Source organism: Streptomyces sp. NPDC036764 (assembly GCF_055609385.1).
This window is the reverse complement of sequence record NZ_JBVJPT010000011.1, coordinates 87,875-102,825: the sequence shown is the minus strand read 5'-3', so window position 1 is coordinate 102,825 and position 14,951 is coordinate 87,875. Positions and strand designations below refer to the sequence as shown.

The 14,951-nt window shown below is 70.8% G+C and carries 14 protein-coding genes and 1 pseudogene; 2 read left to right on the top strand and 13 right to left on the bottom strand.

Features of this window, described 5'->3' with window-relative positions:
• Positions 1-73: 73 nt before the first annotated feature.
• A pseudogene (locus ACZ69Q_RS31900) lies at positions 74-958 on the top strand (D-alanyl-D-alanine carboxypeptidase family protein); the annotation flags it as partial.
• A gap of 38 nt (positions 959-996) precedes the next feature.
• On the opposite strand, the gene ACZ69Q_RS31895 reads toward ACZ69Q_RS31900, so the two are convergent.
• From ACZ69Q_RS31895 to crcB (ACZ69Q_RS31845), 11 genes are all read right to left on the bottom strand, one after another.
• The gene (locus ACZ69Q_RS31895; protein WP_471048505.1) at positions 997-2,352 is read right to left on the bottom strand and encodes a glycosyltransferase 87 family protein; all 1,356 of its coding nucleotides are present in this window, start codon (positions 2,350-2,352) and stop codon (positions 997-999) included.
• On the bottom strand, positions 2,349-3,743 hold the full coding sequence (gene mptB, locus ACZ69Q_RS31890; protein ID WP_471048501.1) for a polyprenol phosphomannose-dependent alpha 1,6 mannosyltransferase MptB: 1,395 nt from the start codon (positions 3,741-3,743) through the stop codon (positions 2,349-2,351). The genes ACZ69Q_RS31895 and mptB overlap by 4 nt, the downstream gene beginning before the upstream one ends.
• Before the next feature lie 226 nt (positions 3,744-3,969).
• Complete coding sequence (locus tag ACZ69Q_RS31885) at positions 3,970-4,911, bottom strand: glutaminase (protein ID WP_471048499.1); 942 nt, start codon at positions 4,909-4,911, stop codon at positions 3,970-3,972.
• Positions 4,912-4,962: 51 nt separating this feature from the next.
• Positions 4,963-6,372 (bottom strand): aspartate ammonia-lyase, encoded by a 1,410-nt coding sequence (gene aspA / locus ACZ69Q_RS31880; protein WP_471048497.1) that lies wholly within the window; start codon positions 6,370-6,372, stop codon positions 4,963-4,965.
• Between the two features lie 118 nt (positions 6,373-6,490).
• A complete protein-coding gene (locus ACZ69Q_RS31875; RefSeq protein ID WP_471048494.1) occupies positions 6,491-7,507 on the bottom strand; it encodes an asparaginase in 1,017 nt (338 codons plus the stop codon).
• Between the two features lie 58 nt (positions 7,508-7,565).
• Positions 7,566-9,005: an amino acid permease gene (locus tag ACZ69Q_RS31870; protein ID WP_471048492.1), complete on the bottom strand. Its 1,440-nt coding sequence runs from the start codon at positions 9,003-9,005 to the stop codon at positions 7,566-7,568.
• Complete coding sequence (locus tag ACZ69Q_RS31865; protein WP_471048933.1) at positions 9,002-9,679, bottom strand: FadR/GntR family transcriptional regulator; 678 nt, start codon at positions 9,677-9,679, stop codon at positions 9,002-9,004. The genes ACZ69Q_RS31870 and ACZ69Q_RS31865 overlap by 4 nt, the downstream gene beginning before the upstream one ends.
• Positions 9,680-9,840: 161 nt before the next feature.
• Entirely contained in the window at positions 9,841-10,677 is an 837-nt protein-coding gene (locus ACZ69Q_RS31860; RefSeq protein ID WP_471048489.1) for an undecaprenyl-diphosphate phosphatase, read from the bottom strand.
• 93 nt (positions 10,678-10,770) lie between these two features.
• Positions 10,771-11,145, bottom strand: coding sequence for a fluoride efflux transporter CrcB (gene crcB / locus ACZ69Q_RS31855; RefSeq protein ID WP_471048487.1), 375 nt, complete (start codon positions 11,143-11,145; stop codon positions 10,771-10,773).
• Complete coding sequence (locus ACZ69Q_RS31850) at positions 11,142-11,522, bottom strand: DUF190 domain-containing protein (protein WP_471048485.1); 381 nt, start codon at positions 11,520-11,522, stop codon at positions 11,142-11,144. The genes crcB (ACZ69Q_RS31855) and ACZ69Q_RS31850 overlap by 4 nt, the downstream gene beginning before the upstream one ends.
• On the bottom strand, positions 11,519-11,980 hold the full coding sequence (gene crcB, locus ACZ69Q_RS31845) for a fluoride efflux transporter CrcB (protein ID WP_471048482.1): 462 nt from the start codon (positions 11,978-11,980) through the stop codon (positions 11,519-11,521). Before crcB (ACZ69Q_RS31845) ends, ACZ69Q_RS31850 begins: the two co-directional genes overlap by 4 nt.
• Positions 11,981-12,253: 273 nt before the next feature.
• Between crcB (ACZ69Q_RS31845) and ACZ69Q_RS31840 the strand changes: the two genes are divergently transcribed.
• A complete protein-coding gene (locus tag ACZ69Q_RS31840; RefSeq protein WP_471048480.1) occupies positions 12,254-12,712 on the top strand; it encodes an SRPBCC family protein in 459 nt (152 codons plus the stop codon).
• 136 nt (positions 12,713-12,848) lie between these two features.
• Here the strand turns inward: ACZ69Q_RS31840 and ACZ69Q_RS31835 are convergent, their stop codons facing one another.
• Both ACZ69Q_RS31835 and ACZ69Q_RS31830 read right to left on the bottom strand, forming a co-directional pair.
• On the bottom strand, positions 12,849-13,136 hold the full coding sequence (locus ACZ69Q_RS31835) for an ArsR family transcriptional regulator (RefSeq protein ID WP_471048478.1): 288 nt from the start codon (positions 13,134-13,136) through the stop codon (positions 12,849-12,851).
• A 182-nt stretch (positions 13,137-13,318) separates the two neighbouring features.
• Positions 13,319-14,887, bottom strand: coding sequence for a glycoside hydrolase family 53 protein (locus ACZ69Q_RS31830; protein WP_471048475.1), 1,569 nt, complete (start codon positions 14,885-14,887; stop codon positions 13,319-13,321).
• Between the last annotated feature and the right edge of the window lie 64 nt (positions 14,888-14,951).

Below are 14,951 nucleotides of genomic sequence, written 5' to 3'. Positions count from 1 at the left end.
CGTCCGGGTGCCCGCGCGTGCCGAACGGCCCGGGCAGCGCGGTCCGGGGCGGCTCCGTTCCTACGTTGGCGATATGAAGATCGGATTTTCCACCCGGGCTCTCGTGTCCGGCTTCGCGCTCTGCGCGGCCGGACTGCTGGCGCTCGCGCCTGCCTCCGCGGTCGCCCATGACGGGCCCGACCCCGATCCGCCCGGCGGACCCAGGGCCGCGGCGCTCCCACGACCCGCGCTGCTGTACCGCTCCGGCACCCAGGTGCATCCGCTCGCCGGGGCGCCCCGGCTGCCGCGCGTCTCCGCGCTGTCATGGCTGGTGGCGGACGCCGACACCGGCGAGGTGCTGGCCGCGTACGAGGCGCACCGCAGGCTGCCGCCCGCCAGCACCCTCAAGACGCTGTTCGCCCTCACCCTGCTGCCGACCCTGCCCGCCGGCGTCCCGCACACCGTGCGCCGGGAGGAGTTGGCCGGGATCGGGCCCGGCTCCAGCCTGGTCGGGGTCGCCGAGGGACGTACCTACCGGATCGCCGATCTGTGGCGCGGGGTGTTCCTCAGCTCCGGCAACGACGCCGTGCGGGTGCTGGCCACGCTGAACGGCGGCTGGCGCACAACGGCCGCCCGGATGCAGGTCAAGGCGCGTGCGCTGGGCGCCCTCGACACACGGGTGGTGTCACCCGACGGGTACGACACGCCCGGCCAGGTGTCCTCGGCGTACGACCTGGCGGTGTTCGGCCGCGCGGGGCTGCGCAACGCGGAGTTCGCGCGGTATTGCGGCACGGCCGTGGCGAGCTTCCCGGCCGGGGGCGGTCTGGCGTACCCGATCCGCAACACCAACCGGCTGCTGACCGGCGCGGACGGTGTGGACCCCTACCCGGGGCTGATCGGCATCAAGAACGGCTACACCAGCGAGGCGGGCAACACCCTCGTGGCCGCCGCCCGCCGCGGCGGTCGCACCCTCGTCGTGACGGTGCTGAACCCCCGGGCGGGCGGTGGGCACGCCGTCTACGAGGAGGCCGGCGAGCTGCTCGACTGGGGGTTCGGCGCAGCCGGGCGGGTCGAGCCTGTGGGGTCGCTCGACGGCTTGCTGGCCAGACCGAGGCCGGGGCCGAGCACGGTGCCCGTCGTGGCGGCGGTGACGCCCGAGGGCGAGCCGCCGGGCTGGGCGGAGGCCTGCGCGATCGCCGGTGCCGCCGGGATGGGTGCAGGCGCCGTGTCGCTCGTGACACGCGGCAGGGTCGAGCGGTCGGAGCCGGGCTGACCGACCGGCAGCCAGAACAGCAGGCCCAGGGTGATCCAGGCGTAGGTGTTGCTGCCGAGGAAGCCGTCGACGCCGGACGCGTCGTCGAACCACAGCCACACCACGCTGGTGCACAGCATCGCGTACAGGGCGGCGGCCACCCGCCGGTGGCCGGCGCGGACGAGGACGGCGAAGGACGGCAGCAGCCACACCAGGTGGTGGACCCAGGTGATCGGGCTGACCAGACAGGCGGTCAGCCCGGTGAGGGCGAACGCCGCCGTCCAGTCCCCCGCCGCGACCGCCCGGCGGGTGCGCGCCACCCACACGCCCAGCACGACCAGAACCACGACCGCCCAGACTTCCCGGCTCGACACCTCCAGCCGGGCCAGAATGCCTTGCAGCGACTGGTTGGAGACATAGTCCAGGCGGCCCACCCGGGTGGTGTCCCACATCGCGTGCGTCCAGTAGAAGCGGGAGGCGCCCGGCGCCACCCACGCCGCCAGCGCCGTCGCCGCGGCGGCCACGGCCGTCGCCACGGCGGCCGCTCGCCAGCGGCGGGCCACCAGCAGCAGCCCGATGAACGCGGCCGGCGTCAGCTTGATCGCTGCCGCCAGGCCGATGCCCACACCCGCCCAGCGCTCCCGCCCGGTCGCCAGCAACCAGCAGTCGAGCAGCACGAGGGCCAGCAGCAGGATGTTCACCTGCCCGAAGCTGAAGGTGTCCCGCAGCGGTTCGAACAGGGCCAGCCCGCACAGGGCCAGCGCGACTCCGTACCAGCCGTAGCGCCGCCAGGCCCGCCCGGCCAGCACACGCAGCACGAAGGCCAGCGCCACCAGGTTGAGCAGCAGCGCCACCGCGATGGCGACGTGCAGGTCCATCAGCGCCATGGGCAGCATGACGACCGCGGCGAACGGCGGGTAGGTGAAGCCGTACGTCGTGCCGGGCACCCGGTAGTCGTAGATACGGCCGTCGTGGTGCATCCAGCCGTCGACGGTGCCGTAGTAGACGCGCAGGTCGAACCAGTCGCGCAGCAACGGCACGGTGGCGGTGAAGACGACGACGGCGGCGGCGAGTACGAGGACCAAAGCCAGCCGGCCGCGGTCGGTGCGCGGAAGCCTCATGCCGTACGTCCCAACGCCGGGGCCTGTGCTGCCAGATGCGCCTGCCACAGAACGACCACGGCGAGCGCTCCGCCGGAGACCGCCAGCACGAGTTGACCGGCGTCGGCGGGGCCGCCGCTCGGCAGCACCGCCAGTGCGAGCACGCCCGTCAGGGCGGCCACGCGGTGGCGGACCGAGGTGCTGGGTGCGGCGGCTGCTATGAGGAACAGGCCCCACAGCGCGTACCAGGGGCGGATCGCCGGTCCGAACGCGGCCACGGCCGCGAGGCTCAGGCCGAGTGCGTACACCGGGCGCGGACGCCAGCGCCACCATATGAGCAGCACCAGCACGCCGGTGAGGACGAGTCCGAAGGTGTGCCACACGGGCACGGCCAGCGGCGCCAGATCGCTGCCGGTCTTCTCCAGCAGCGAGGCGGTGGCCCGGCCGAGCAGGCTGGTCAGGGCCCAGTTCTGGGTGGAGACCGGGGTGTCCAGGGCGCCGATCCAGCCGTATCCCGTGCCCGCCACGGCCGTGACGGCGACCGTGGTGGCGGCGGACGCGGCGCACGTGCTGAGGACGGCCTTGGCCGGATGGTGTCCGGAGCGCATCTGGAGCAGTACGACCGCGACGAGGCCGAGCGCGGCGGGCGCCTTGACCAGCGCGGCCAGTGTGACGAGGACGGCGCCCAGGATGGGCCAGCGGCCGAGAGCCGCGACCAGACCGGCGCCGAGCAGGCCCAGCATGATGGCGTCGTTGTGGGCGCCCGCCACCAGGTGCAGCAGCACCAGCGGGTTGAGGGCGCCCAGCCACAGGGCCGCCGCCGGGTCGGCTCCGCTGTGCCGGGCCAGGCGCGGCAGGGCGGCCGCCATCAGCGCAACGCCGAGCAGCGCTATCAGCCGCATACCGAACAGTCCGGCGGGCACTGCGCCGCGGGTCGCACCGGACAGCACGGAGGCGACGCCCATGAACACCGGGCCGTAAGGCGCCGCGGTATGCCGCCACAGCGGGGCGACTTCGTCGGCGAGGGGGCCGCCGAGGTGGGAGGGGCCGTACGCGTACACGTCGATGTGCGCGTCGACCATGGCCCCTTGGGCCAGATAGCTGTACACGTCCCGGCTGAACAGCGGTGGTGCGATCAGCAGCGGGGTGGCCCAGGCGGCCAGCACCAGCAGCAGGGCGCGCGGGGTCGGCGGATCGGCGCTGCGTACGAGCCGGCCCAGGAGCAGCCATGCCGCTATCAGCAGGACGACGCCGAAGTACACGCCGACCAGGCCGAGGGCGGCGTGTGCCGAACTGGGGGCCAGGAGTTCCCGGACCGGCAGGGCACCGGCCGTCTCACCGCCCAGGGCGAGTATGGCGGTACCGGCCAGACCGAGTATCTGGCAGCGGCGGAGATCGATGGGGAAAGCCATGGCCAACACTCGGTCAGCGTGTCAACGCGGGGTGGCGTTGAGGCGACGCGAAGCCCTCTGGGGGGAAGCCGGAGCATGACCGGCCGGTGATCGAATGCGAGGGGGTTGTGGGCTGCTGTTCGTCTGCCGGGTGTGGTGGTGTGCAGGCTTCGGGATGGTGGGGGCTGGTCGCGCAGTTCCCCGCTCCCCTGGGCGGCGTGACCGCGGCCCGCACCGAAGTGTCCCGTCAGAAAACCGACAGACCCGTCAGCGTCGTGAATCTGTCCAGGGCCGCCACTCCCGCCACCGAATTGCCCCGCTCATCCAGGCCGGGGCTCCACACGCACAGGGTGCAACGGCCCGGTACGACCGCGATGATGCCGCCTCCGACGCCGCTCTTGCCGGGCAGGCCCACGCGGTACGCGAAGTCGCCCGCCGCGTCGTAGGTGCCGCACGTCAGCATGACCGCGTTGATCTGCTTGGCCTGGCTGAGGGTGAGCAGGCGGGAGCCGTCGGCGCGGATGCCGTGGCGGGCCAGGAACGACGTGGCCAGGGCGAGGTCGGCGCAGGACGCCTTGACGGAGCACTGGCGGAAGTACTGGTCGAGCAGGGCCGGCACGGGGTTGTCGATGTTGCCGTAGGACGCCATGAAGTGGCCGAGCGCGGCGTTCCGGTCGCCGTTCGCCGCCTCGGAGGCGGCGACGTCCTGGTCGAAGTCCAGGGCCGGGTTGCCGCTCTCGGCGCGCAGGAAGGCGAGGAGTTCGCCGGCCGCGTCTCCGGTACGGGTCTGGAGGCGGTCGGTGACGACGAGGGCGCCGGCGTTGATGAACGGGTTGCGCGGGATGCCGTTCTCGTACTCGAGCTGGATCAGGGAGTTGAAGGGGTTGCCGGAGGGCTCGCGGCCCACGTGTTCCCAGAGTTCGTCGCCCTCGCGGGCCAGGTCGAGCGCGAGGGTGAACACCTTGGTGATGGACTGCGTGGAGAACGGCTCACGCCAGTCCCCCACGCCGTACACCGTGCCGTCGAGTTCGGCGACGGCCATGCCGAAGCGGCGGGGGTCGCAGGCCGCGAGCGCCGGGATGTAGTCGGCGGGCCGGCCGCGGCCGGGGGTCCGCTCGATCTCCTCCGCGATGCGCTCCAGGATCGGCTGGAAGGTCAGTGACGACGTCGACGCTGCCATGATCACCATTGTGCCTCCCGGCCGGTCCCTTCGCGCATCCGAGGTGGGGATCGCCGCTGGTCAGGCCAGCGCCTGCCCGGTGCCCGCGACGACCTCCGGGCGCAGCAGGTCGGCCAGGGTCTCGGCCGGCAACAGGCCCTTCTCCAGGACGAGTTCGGCCACGCCCCGGCCGCTGACGAGGGCCTCCTTGGCGATGTCGGTGGCGGCCGTGTACCCGATGTGCGGGTTCAGGGCGGTGACCAGGCCGATGGAGTTCTCCACGGTCCGGCGCAGCACGTCGGTGTTGGCGGTGATGCCGGCCACGCAGCGCTCGGCGAGGGTCACACACGCGTTGCGCAGGTGCGTGATGCTCTCGGACAGGGAGTGCAGGATGACCGGCTCGAAGGCGTTGAGCTGGAGCTGTCCGGCCTCGGCGGCCATGGTGATGGCCACGTCGTTGCCGATCACCTCGAAGGCGACCTGGTTGACGACCTCGGGGATCACCGGGTTGACCTTGCCGGGCATGATCGACGAACCGGCCTGCACCGGCGGCAGGTTGATCTCGCCGAGGCCCGCGCGCGGCCCGGAGGACAGCAGGCGCAGGTCGTTGCAGCTCTTGGAGAGCTTCACGGCGATCCGCTTGAGGACGCCGGACATCTGCACGAACGCGCCGCAGTCCTGGGTGGCTTCGACCAGGTTGGCGGCGGTGACCAGCGGCAGTCCGGTGATCTCGGAGAGGTGGCGGCGGGCGGACTCGGCGTATCCGGCGGGGGCGTTCAGCCCCGTACCGATGGCGGTGGCGCCCAGGTTGATCTCGTGGATCAGCTCGACCGCCTCGGCGAGCCGGGAGCGGTCCTCGTCGAGCATGACGGCGTAGGCGGAGAACTCCTGCCCGAGCGTCATCGGCACCGCGTCCTGCAACTGCGTACGGCCCATCTTCAGCACGTCGCGGAACTCGACGGCCTTGCGGGCGAACGCGTCCTGGAGCACGGCCATCGCCTTGAGCAGCCCGCGCACCGCGAACACCGTGGCGACCTTGACGGCGGTCGGGTAGACGTCGTTGGTCGACTGCCCGAGGTTGACGTCCTCGTTGGGGTGCAGGTATTCGTACTGGCCCTTCTCGTGGCCCAGCAGCTCCAGCGCCCGGTTGGCGACGACCTCGTTGGCGTTCATGTTGGTCGAGGTGCCGGCGCCGCCCTGGATGACGTCGACGACGAACTGGTCGTGCAGCTCGCCGCCGCGGATCTCCCGGCAGGCGGCGACGATCGCGGCGGCCTTCTTCGGCTCCAGCAGCCCGAGCTCCTCGTTGGCGAGGGCGGCGGCCTCCTTGACGGCGGCGAGGGCGTCGATCAGGTGCGGGTAGGCGGAGATGGGAGTGCCCGTGATGGCGAAGTTCTCGGTGGCACGCAGGGTGTGAACACCCCAGTAGGCGTCGGCGGGAACATCACGGTCGCCGAGCAGATCATGCTCACTGCGGGTGACGGCGTTCATGGAGAAACGGTTCTTCTTTCAGAGAAGGTGAGGGACAGCGCCCCTGAAAGGGGCGCGGGGAACTGCGCGACAAGCCACGACCGGCCCGCGGCCGCCATTCGAGATGACCGGCACATCCTCAGGCGCAGGCCGAAACCACAACCGGCTCCAGCGAACGAACGGGCCGCACACACCCGACCTCCCGGCCGCCCCCAAGGAGCGCCTCACCCTGAAACTCGGTGAGCAACTCAGGATCGACCCCGGCGAACGCAAGCGCCGCCGCAGCAACCGGAATCCGCGCCCGATTCGCCCCGTCGGCAATCTTCACGGCGACGGCCCGACCATCCGGCAGCGCAGCGACCTGCACGCCCTCGAAGCCGTCCTTCGCCAACAGCCCCGGCACGGCCCGCATCAACGCCGCGACGTCCCGCCCGGAGCCGGAGGCCATCTCGGCATGCTCACGCATCGCGTCGGCGACCCGCGCCTCCGGCGTGCCCGGCGCCGCCGTGGTGATACGTGCGGCCGCGCGGGCAAGGCCGTTCAGCGAGACGGAGAACAGCGGCGCGCCGCACCCGTCGACGGTGACCCGGGCGATGCGCTGCCCGGTGAGGTCCTCGAGGATCTCGGCGACGGCCTGCTGGAGCGGGTGCCCGGGGTCGAGGTAGTCGTCCAGGGACCAGCCGTTGAGCACGCAGGTGTACAGCATGGCCGCGTGCTTGCCGGAGCAGTTCTGGGCGAGCCGGGAGGGCGCGCGGCCCTCCCGTACCCAGGTGTCCCGCACGACCGGGTCGAACGGCATGTCCGGGACGTTGCGCAGGTGGTCCTCGGTGAGCCCGGCGAGTTCGAGGATGCGCCGGGTTCCGGCGAGGTGGCGTTCCTCGCCGGAGTGGCTCGCCGCGGTGAGCGAGAGCAGCTCACCGTCGAGCGGGAGCCCGGCCCGGGCCATGGCGACGGCCTGGACCGGCTTGAGCGCCGAGCGCGGGTAGAAGGCGGCCTCGATGTCACCGAGCTGGAACCGGACGTCGCCGTCGGCGCCGAGGACGACGACGGAGCCGTAGTGGATGCCTTCGATCATTCCGCCGCGTATGAGGTGGGCGACGGGCGCGTGGAGAGGTTCGCGGACAAGGGGTGCGTCCGCTATGGAGCTGCTGTACATCACAGTCTGACTGCCTGGTTGTCGTGGGTCGATGAGGGGTCGTCGACCGACACGGGTCTCACGCGTCGGCCTTGGTGGTGGTGCGCCCGGCCCGGCTGCGGATGGCGTACCAGCCCGCGACCAGCGCCGCGACGATCAGCGGCAGGCACAGCACGGTGGTGCGGCCGGCGCCTCCGTCGGCGTACATGAGGACCAGGACGGAGGCGAGGAAGGCCAGCGTCACGAGTTCGGTCCAGGGGGAGCCCGGCAGTCGGTAGCCGGGGCGGGTCAGCTCGCCCTTCTGGGTCTTCTGCCAGAAGAGCAGGTGACAGACCATGATCATGCCCCAGGTGGCGAGGATGCCGATGGCCGCGAAGTTCAGCACGATCTCGAACGCGTCGGCGGGGACGACGAAGTTGAGGCCGACGCCGAGGACACAGATGCCGCTGGTCAGCAGGATGCCGCCGTAGGGGACCTGGCTGCGGCTCATCACCGAGGTGAACTTCGGGGCGGAGCCGGACATCGCCATGGAGCGCAGGATGCGGCCGGTGGAGTACAGGCCGGAGTTGAGCGAGGACATCGCCGCGGTGAGCACGACGAGGTTCATGATGCCGCCGGCCGCCGGGATGCCGATGTTGGACAGCACGGTGACGAAGGGGCTCTCGCCCGCCTTGTACGAGGACCAGGGCAGCAGCATCGACAGCAGGATGACGGAGCCGACGTAGAACAGGCCGACGCGCCACATGATCGAGTTGATCGCCTTCGGCATGATCTTCTCGGGGTTCTCGGTCTCACCGGCGGCGACGCCGACCAGCTCGACGGAGGCGTAGGCGAACACGACGCCCTGGACGATCAGCAGCATCGGCAGCAGGCCGTTGGGGAAGACGCCGCCGTTGTCGGTGATCAGGGACGGGCCGGGGGTGTGGCCGTCCACGGGCTGCTGGGTGACCAGCAGGAAGATGCCGATGAGCATGAAGACGACGAGCGCGCCGACCTTGATGATCGCGAACCAGAACTCCAGTTCGCCGAAGAACCTCACCGAGATCAGGTTCACGGTCAGGACGACCGCGAGCGCTATGAGCGCGATCACCCACTGCGGGATGTCGGAGAACATGCCCCAGTAGTGGGTGTAGGTGGCGACCGCGGTGATGTCGGCGATGCCGGTGGTCGCCCAGTTCAGGAAGTACATCCAGCCGGCCGTGTACGCGCCCTTCTCGCCCATGAACTCGCGGGCGTACGACACGAAGGCGCCGGAGGAGGGCCGGTACAGGACGAGTTCGCCGAGGGCGCGGACGACGAGGAAGGCGAAGACGCCGCAGACCGCGTAGGCGATGAACAGGGACGGGCCGGCATCGGCGAGTCGGCCGCCGGCGCCGAGGAACAGGCCGGTGCCGATGGCACCGCCGATGGCGATCATGTTGACGTGCCGGGCCTTCAGCGACTTGCTGTAGCCGTGGTCTCCGGCGTCTACATGACCGGACGAGGGGCGCGTCTCTTCTTTGAGGTGCTGCTCGCTCACGCCTCGGGTCCGCCTTCCGTGGTGCTGTCCGTGCGCGGGGGGCGCACGATGTCGGTGAGGGTCGTCTCGACGCGATCCAGGTGGTGTGCCATGGCGTCGGTCGCGTCGAGTTCGGAACCGTCGATCAGCGCCTCGACGATCGCCCGGTGCTCCCGGTTGGACTGCTCGCGGCGACCGCCCAGCTCGTTGAGGAAGGCCGACTGACGCGCCAGTGCGTCACGGATCTCCTCGATGACCCGGCGGAAGACCGGGTTCTGGGCGGCCTCGGCCACGGCCAGGTGGAAGAGGCTGTCCATCGCCACCCATGCGGTGGTGTCCGTCTCCCGCTCCATGCGGTCGAGCAGATGAGCCAGGTGGTCGAGGTTCTCCGGGGTGCGGCGCAGTGCCGCGTACCCGGCAACCGGGATCTCGACGTGGCGGCGCACCTCCAGCAGGTCGCTCGCCGAGTAGTCGCCGAAGGTGGGGTCCTCGACGGTGTTGGCGACGACGAAGGTGCCCTTGCCGGTCTTGGAGACGGTCAGGCCCATGGTCTGCAGGGCCCGCAGGGCCTCGCGCAGGACGGGCCTGCTGATCTCCAGGGTGCGGCAGAGCTCCGCCTCGGAGGGCAGCTTGTCGCCGACGGCGTACTCGCCGCGCTCGATGGCGTCGCGCAGGTGCGCCAGCACCGCCTCCATGGCGCTCACGCGACGGGGAGGCTGACTGGCTGTCCGGCTGTCTGACAGGTTCACGGGAGAGATATTCCGGGTGAGCGAAGGGTGGTGTCAAGAGACCCTTAAGAAGAGATTCACCGGATGTGACGCCGGAAGTCCGCTGCCGGCGCCGCACCCGGAGCCGGTCAGCTATTGATGACACCCGCGCCGAGCAGCCCGAACAGCAGCAGCCCGACGGCGATCCGGTAGATCACGAAGGCGTTGAAGGAGTGCTTGGCGACGAACTTCAGCAGCCAGGCGATGGAGGCATAGGCGACGACGAAGGAGACGAGGGTGCCGACGGCGAGCGGCAGCGCTCCCGTGCCGGCGCCGAGGGCGTCCTTCAGCTCGTAGATGCCCGCGCCGGTCAGGGCCGGGATGCCGAGGAAGAAGGACAGGCGGGTGGCGGCGACCCGGTCGAGGTCGAGCATCAGCGCCGTGGACATGGTGGCGCCGGAGCGCGAGAAGCCCGGGAAGAGCAGGGCGAGGATCTGGGAGCTGCCGACGAGCATGGCGTCCTTGAAGGAGGTGTCGTCCTCCCCGCGCTTGTGCCGTCCCATCTGGTCCGCCGCCCACATCACAGCGCTGCCCACGATCAGCGAGCCCGCGACCACCCACAGCGAGGCGAGCGGCCCTTGGATGAGCGGCTTGGCGGCCAGGCCCACGGCGACGATCGGGATCGTCGCGAAGATCACCCACCAGGCGAACTGGTAGTCGTGGTGGTACCGCTCCTCCTTGTCCCGCAGCCCGCGCAGCCACGCGGAGACGATCCGCACGATGTCCTTGAAGAAGTACACGAGCACGGCGGCGATCGCGCCGACCTGGATGACGGCCGAGAACCCCACGACCGAGTCGTCCTCGACCGGAATGCCCATGAGTCCCTCGACGATCTTCAGATGGCCGGTCGAGGAGACGGGCAGGAACTCGGTCACCCCCTCGACGGCTCCGAGGACGATGGCCTGACCGACGCTGATGGCGCTCATGTGATCCAGTTCCGGGGGTCGGCGGGACAGCAGTGCGCACTGTCCTACCAGGTGCGGGTATGGCTCGGGCGCCATCGACACCGCGGCAGCGCCCTACGACCACACCGCCTCGGCCACCGACACGCCGAGGAATGCCGCGCCGAGGCCCACGGTCACGCTCCCCACGACATTGGCGACGGCGTAGAGCCCGGCGCCCGTCTCGGTGAGCCGCAGGGTCTCGTAGGAGAAGGTCGAGTAGGTGGTCAGGGCGCCGCACAGCCCGGTGCCGAGCAGGAGCTGGAGGTGGGAGTTCGCGGCGCCCGAGGCCGCCGCGCCGGTGAGCAGGCCGAGGATCAGACAGCCGGAGGCGTTGACGAGGAAGGTGCCCCAGGGGAACACGGAGTCGTGCCGCGACTGCACGGCACGGTCGGTGAGGTAGCGCAGCGGCGCGCCGACCAGGGCACCCGCGACGACGAGAAGCCAGTTCACGGCGACTTCTTACCTTTCCTGTCCGATTCGCCCGAGATGTCGTGGCGGCCGATGTACCGGATGACCTCGCAGTCGTCGAGGGTGACGAGCCCTTCGGTGACGAGCTCGTCGAGCTGCGGCAGGAAGGCGCGCACCCGCTCCTCGGTGTCCACGATCACGATCGCGACCGGCAGGTCCTCGCTCAGGGACAGCAGCCGTGAGGTGTGGATCAGCGAGGACGCGCCGAAGCCCTCGATGCCGCGGAAGACGCTGGCGCCCGCGAGTCCGGCCGCGTGGGCCCGGTGCACGATCTCGGAGTAGAGCGGCTTGTGGTGCCAGGTGTCGTGCTCGCCGACGAACGCTGTCAGGCGCAGGGCCCTGCCGGTCAGCCTGGTCATGGCTGCCTCCACTTCAGGACGCGACGGGTGCCCGCCGAGGCGAGCCAGACCGCCGTGAGTGCCGCGATCAGGGTGGCGGCGAGGTAGGTCAGCCCGGTGCGCGGACGGCCGTCGTCCACCAGCTTCTGGATGTCGACTGCGTACGTCGAGAAGGTGGTGAAGCCGCCGAGGACGCCGGTGCCGAAGAAAGGACGGACGAGGCGGTGGGCGGCCCATACGTCGGTGATGACCACCATGAACACGCCGATCACGGCGCAGCCGACGACATTGGTCCAGAACGTGGCCCAGGGGAAACCGCCCGGCTGGGCCGGCCACCACAGGGAGGCGGCATAGCGTGCCGTGGCGCCGATGGCGCCGCCGAGGGCGACCACCGCGACGATCGGTGCCTGATTCCGCCAGGCCGGCTGCCGTGCGGTGCCTGCGGGTGCGCGCAGGCTGTCGGTGTCCGGGGCTGTCATGGTCGTACGTCTCCTACTCGCCTGGGCGGCCCGGGCATGCGGACCTCGCGGTTGCAAGTAGGGACCGTTGGCGGCAGCGCTGCCGCGGTTCGGGTACGGCGGGCCCCACCGCCGCGCCGCGAGGGGGACTCGCGGCCGGTCAACAGGGTAACTCCGGGCGCGGGGACGGGTCGATTCGAGGTCGGGCGCCCATGGCTCGGCATGCTCGTCGGGTGCGGCGCGGCTACTGTCGAAGAGCCCGCTGAGCGGCCGAGGAGAGGGAGCGTGGTCGGCGTGGCGCGCAATCGCCGTCTGATCCTGAGCTCGCCGTCGGAGGTCTGGAGCCTGTTGTCCAACGGCAGCCGCTACGGGGAGTGGGTCACGGGCACCCAGGAGGTTCTCGCCGTGGACCCCGACTGGCCGGACGTGGGCGCCCGGCTGCGTGTCCGGGTCGGGATGGGTCGCCTGACCCTCGACGACACCGTCGTCGTCCGCATCAGCGAACCGCGGCGCCGGCTGGAGCTGGAGGCGAAGGCGGAGCCCTTCGGCGCGGCCCGCATCGCCATGAAGCTGATCCCCTGGGGCGAGCACACCCTCTTCGTCATCGACTGGCATCCGCTGCGGGGTCCTGGCACCCGGATGCACGGCCTGCCCGTCGACTACGTCGTCGCGATCCGCAACGGCATGATGCTGACGAAGCTGGCGCGGATCGCGGTGCGCGAGCATGGCGCTCCACTGGGAGGGCCGGGGTAGGCCGTCGTTCGACTGCGGGTCTGTTGTGGCTGGTCGCGCCCACGCGGCGGAGCCGCACATTGACACAGCCCCGCGCCCCTTGGGGTGTCGCCGAACCGCAGTCGACTCCGGCGGCGCCGCTTACGGGGCGAGCGCCCTACCAACCCTTCTCGAACATGCGGGCCACCTCCGCGATACGCATCTCGTCGCGGCGATAGTGCACCTGCTGTCGGATCTGCTTCCTGCGCAGCAGGCCGATGTCCGCGAGGAGGCCGAGGTGGGTCTCGGCGACTTCGGGTGGCACACCGAGCTTCGCGGCGACGGCGTCCGCGGTGACGCCGTCCTCGGCCGGGTCTGTGCGGCACCCGTCAGGGAAGTGGGCGGCCGGGTCCTTGAGCCACTCCAGGATCTCCAGGCGCAGCCGGCCGGCGGGAGTCCTCAGCATCTCGTCTCCCTCCGTCGGGCCGCCTCGTGGCACGTGCTCCCACTGTCCCTCAGCGGCCGCCGCCGTGTCCGCGACTCTGCGAGCCTTGTCCGGTACCGAACGGCCGTACACCGCGGGGCCGTTCGCGACGGACGTGCGGGTGCCCGGCCGCGCGGGCGCGACCGGGCACTTTCGTCACTCGTTCAACGGTGGCTGAACCACGTCGTCGACGTCAGCGCCCTGTCGTCGTAGCCGAACAGGGCCTGGTTCTCCCAGCCGTTGCCGGAGGAGGCGTCCGCCGGGTCCCAGCCGTTGCCGGTGACGGCGGTCCAGGTCGCCTCCCAGTAGAAGACGCCGAGACCGCGGCCGCCCGGGACGGCCTCCACGATGCTCGCCACGTCGTTCATCCACCTGCTCTGCCCGGCCACGGTGGCGGGGTAGCCGGCGACCAGTTCAGCGGTGGTGTCGATGATGTTCTCGTGCGCGTCCTCGCTGTCCAGCCGGAACGGGTAGGCCGTCTCCGCGACGAAGACCGGCTTGCCGTAGCGGGAGGCCGTGTCGTCCAGGGTGGTCTGGAAGTCGTAGAGCGTGCCGTGCCAGTAGCCGTAGTACGACAGGCCGACGGCGTCGAACTTCACGCCGCCCGCGACCGCGTTGTCGAACCACCAGCGGGTGCCGGACAGGTCGCCGCCCTTGGCGAGGTGCAGCGCGACCGTGGTGGACGAGCTGACCGCCTTGACCGCGTCGTAGCCGGAGTTGAGCAGGCCGGCGAGCTGCGCCCAGTTGTCGGTGGAGCCCTCGGACCACAGCATGCCGCCGTTGATCTCGTTGCCCACCTGGACCAGGTCGGCGGTGGTGCCCTGCGCCTTCAGCGCGTTGAGGACGTCGTAGGTGTGGTTGTACACGTCGGTCTTCAACTGGCTGTAGGAGTGCCCGGACCAGGCGGCCGGCTTGCTCTGGGCGCCCGGGTCGGCCCAGGTGTCCGAGTAGTGGAAGTCGACCAGCAGCTTCATGCCGGCGGCCTTGACGCGCTTGGCGGTGGCGAGGACGCGTGCCTTGTCGTTGTAGCCGTCGGCCGGGTCGACCCAGACCTTCAGGCGCGCGTAGTTCATGCCGGCGTTCTTGAGGAGGGTGACCGCGTCGCCGGTGGTGCCGGAGGCGGTTTTGTAGGTGCCGCCCTTGGCCTCGCTCTTGGCGAGAGAGGAGATGTCGGCGCCGTGGATCGATGTGCCGCCGGTGCCGGAGGCGAAGGTCAGGTCGTCGACGTTGATCCAGTTGCCCGCGTTCGCGTCGCTGTTGATGCTGATCGTGCACTGGTTGCCGGTCACGCTCACCGGCACGACGATGCGGATCCAGCCGCTCGCGGAGACCGGCAGGTCGGTGCGCTGCTCGGCGCCGCCGCAGTTCTTCAGCGCAATGTACGCAGAGTTCTGGCCACCGCCGGAGCGGACCCAGGCGGTGAGCTTGTAGTTCCCGTTGGTCAGCCCGGACAGGTACTGGTAGGTCTCCACCTTGTACGCCGACGAGGACCAGTGCGTCAGGCGGTAACTCCCGCCGTGGCCACCAGCCTCGGTGAAAGAGGCGGAGTTCTGGCCGGCCGCCGAGTAGGTGGACCAGCCGGCCGGGGTCGCGGTGCCGGTGCCGTCCGTCTCGAAGCCGCCGTTGGTGAGCGTGCTCGCCGCCGAGGCGGTCTGCGCGGGCAGAGCGGTCAGGGCGAGTCCGGCGGCGAGCGGTATCAGCAGGGCTCGGAGGGTGCGTCTGGGATGGAACATCTTCGTCCGTCGTCCCTTCGACGTATGGGATGGGGAGTTCCTCGCCGCCGCGGTGGTGAAGCGC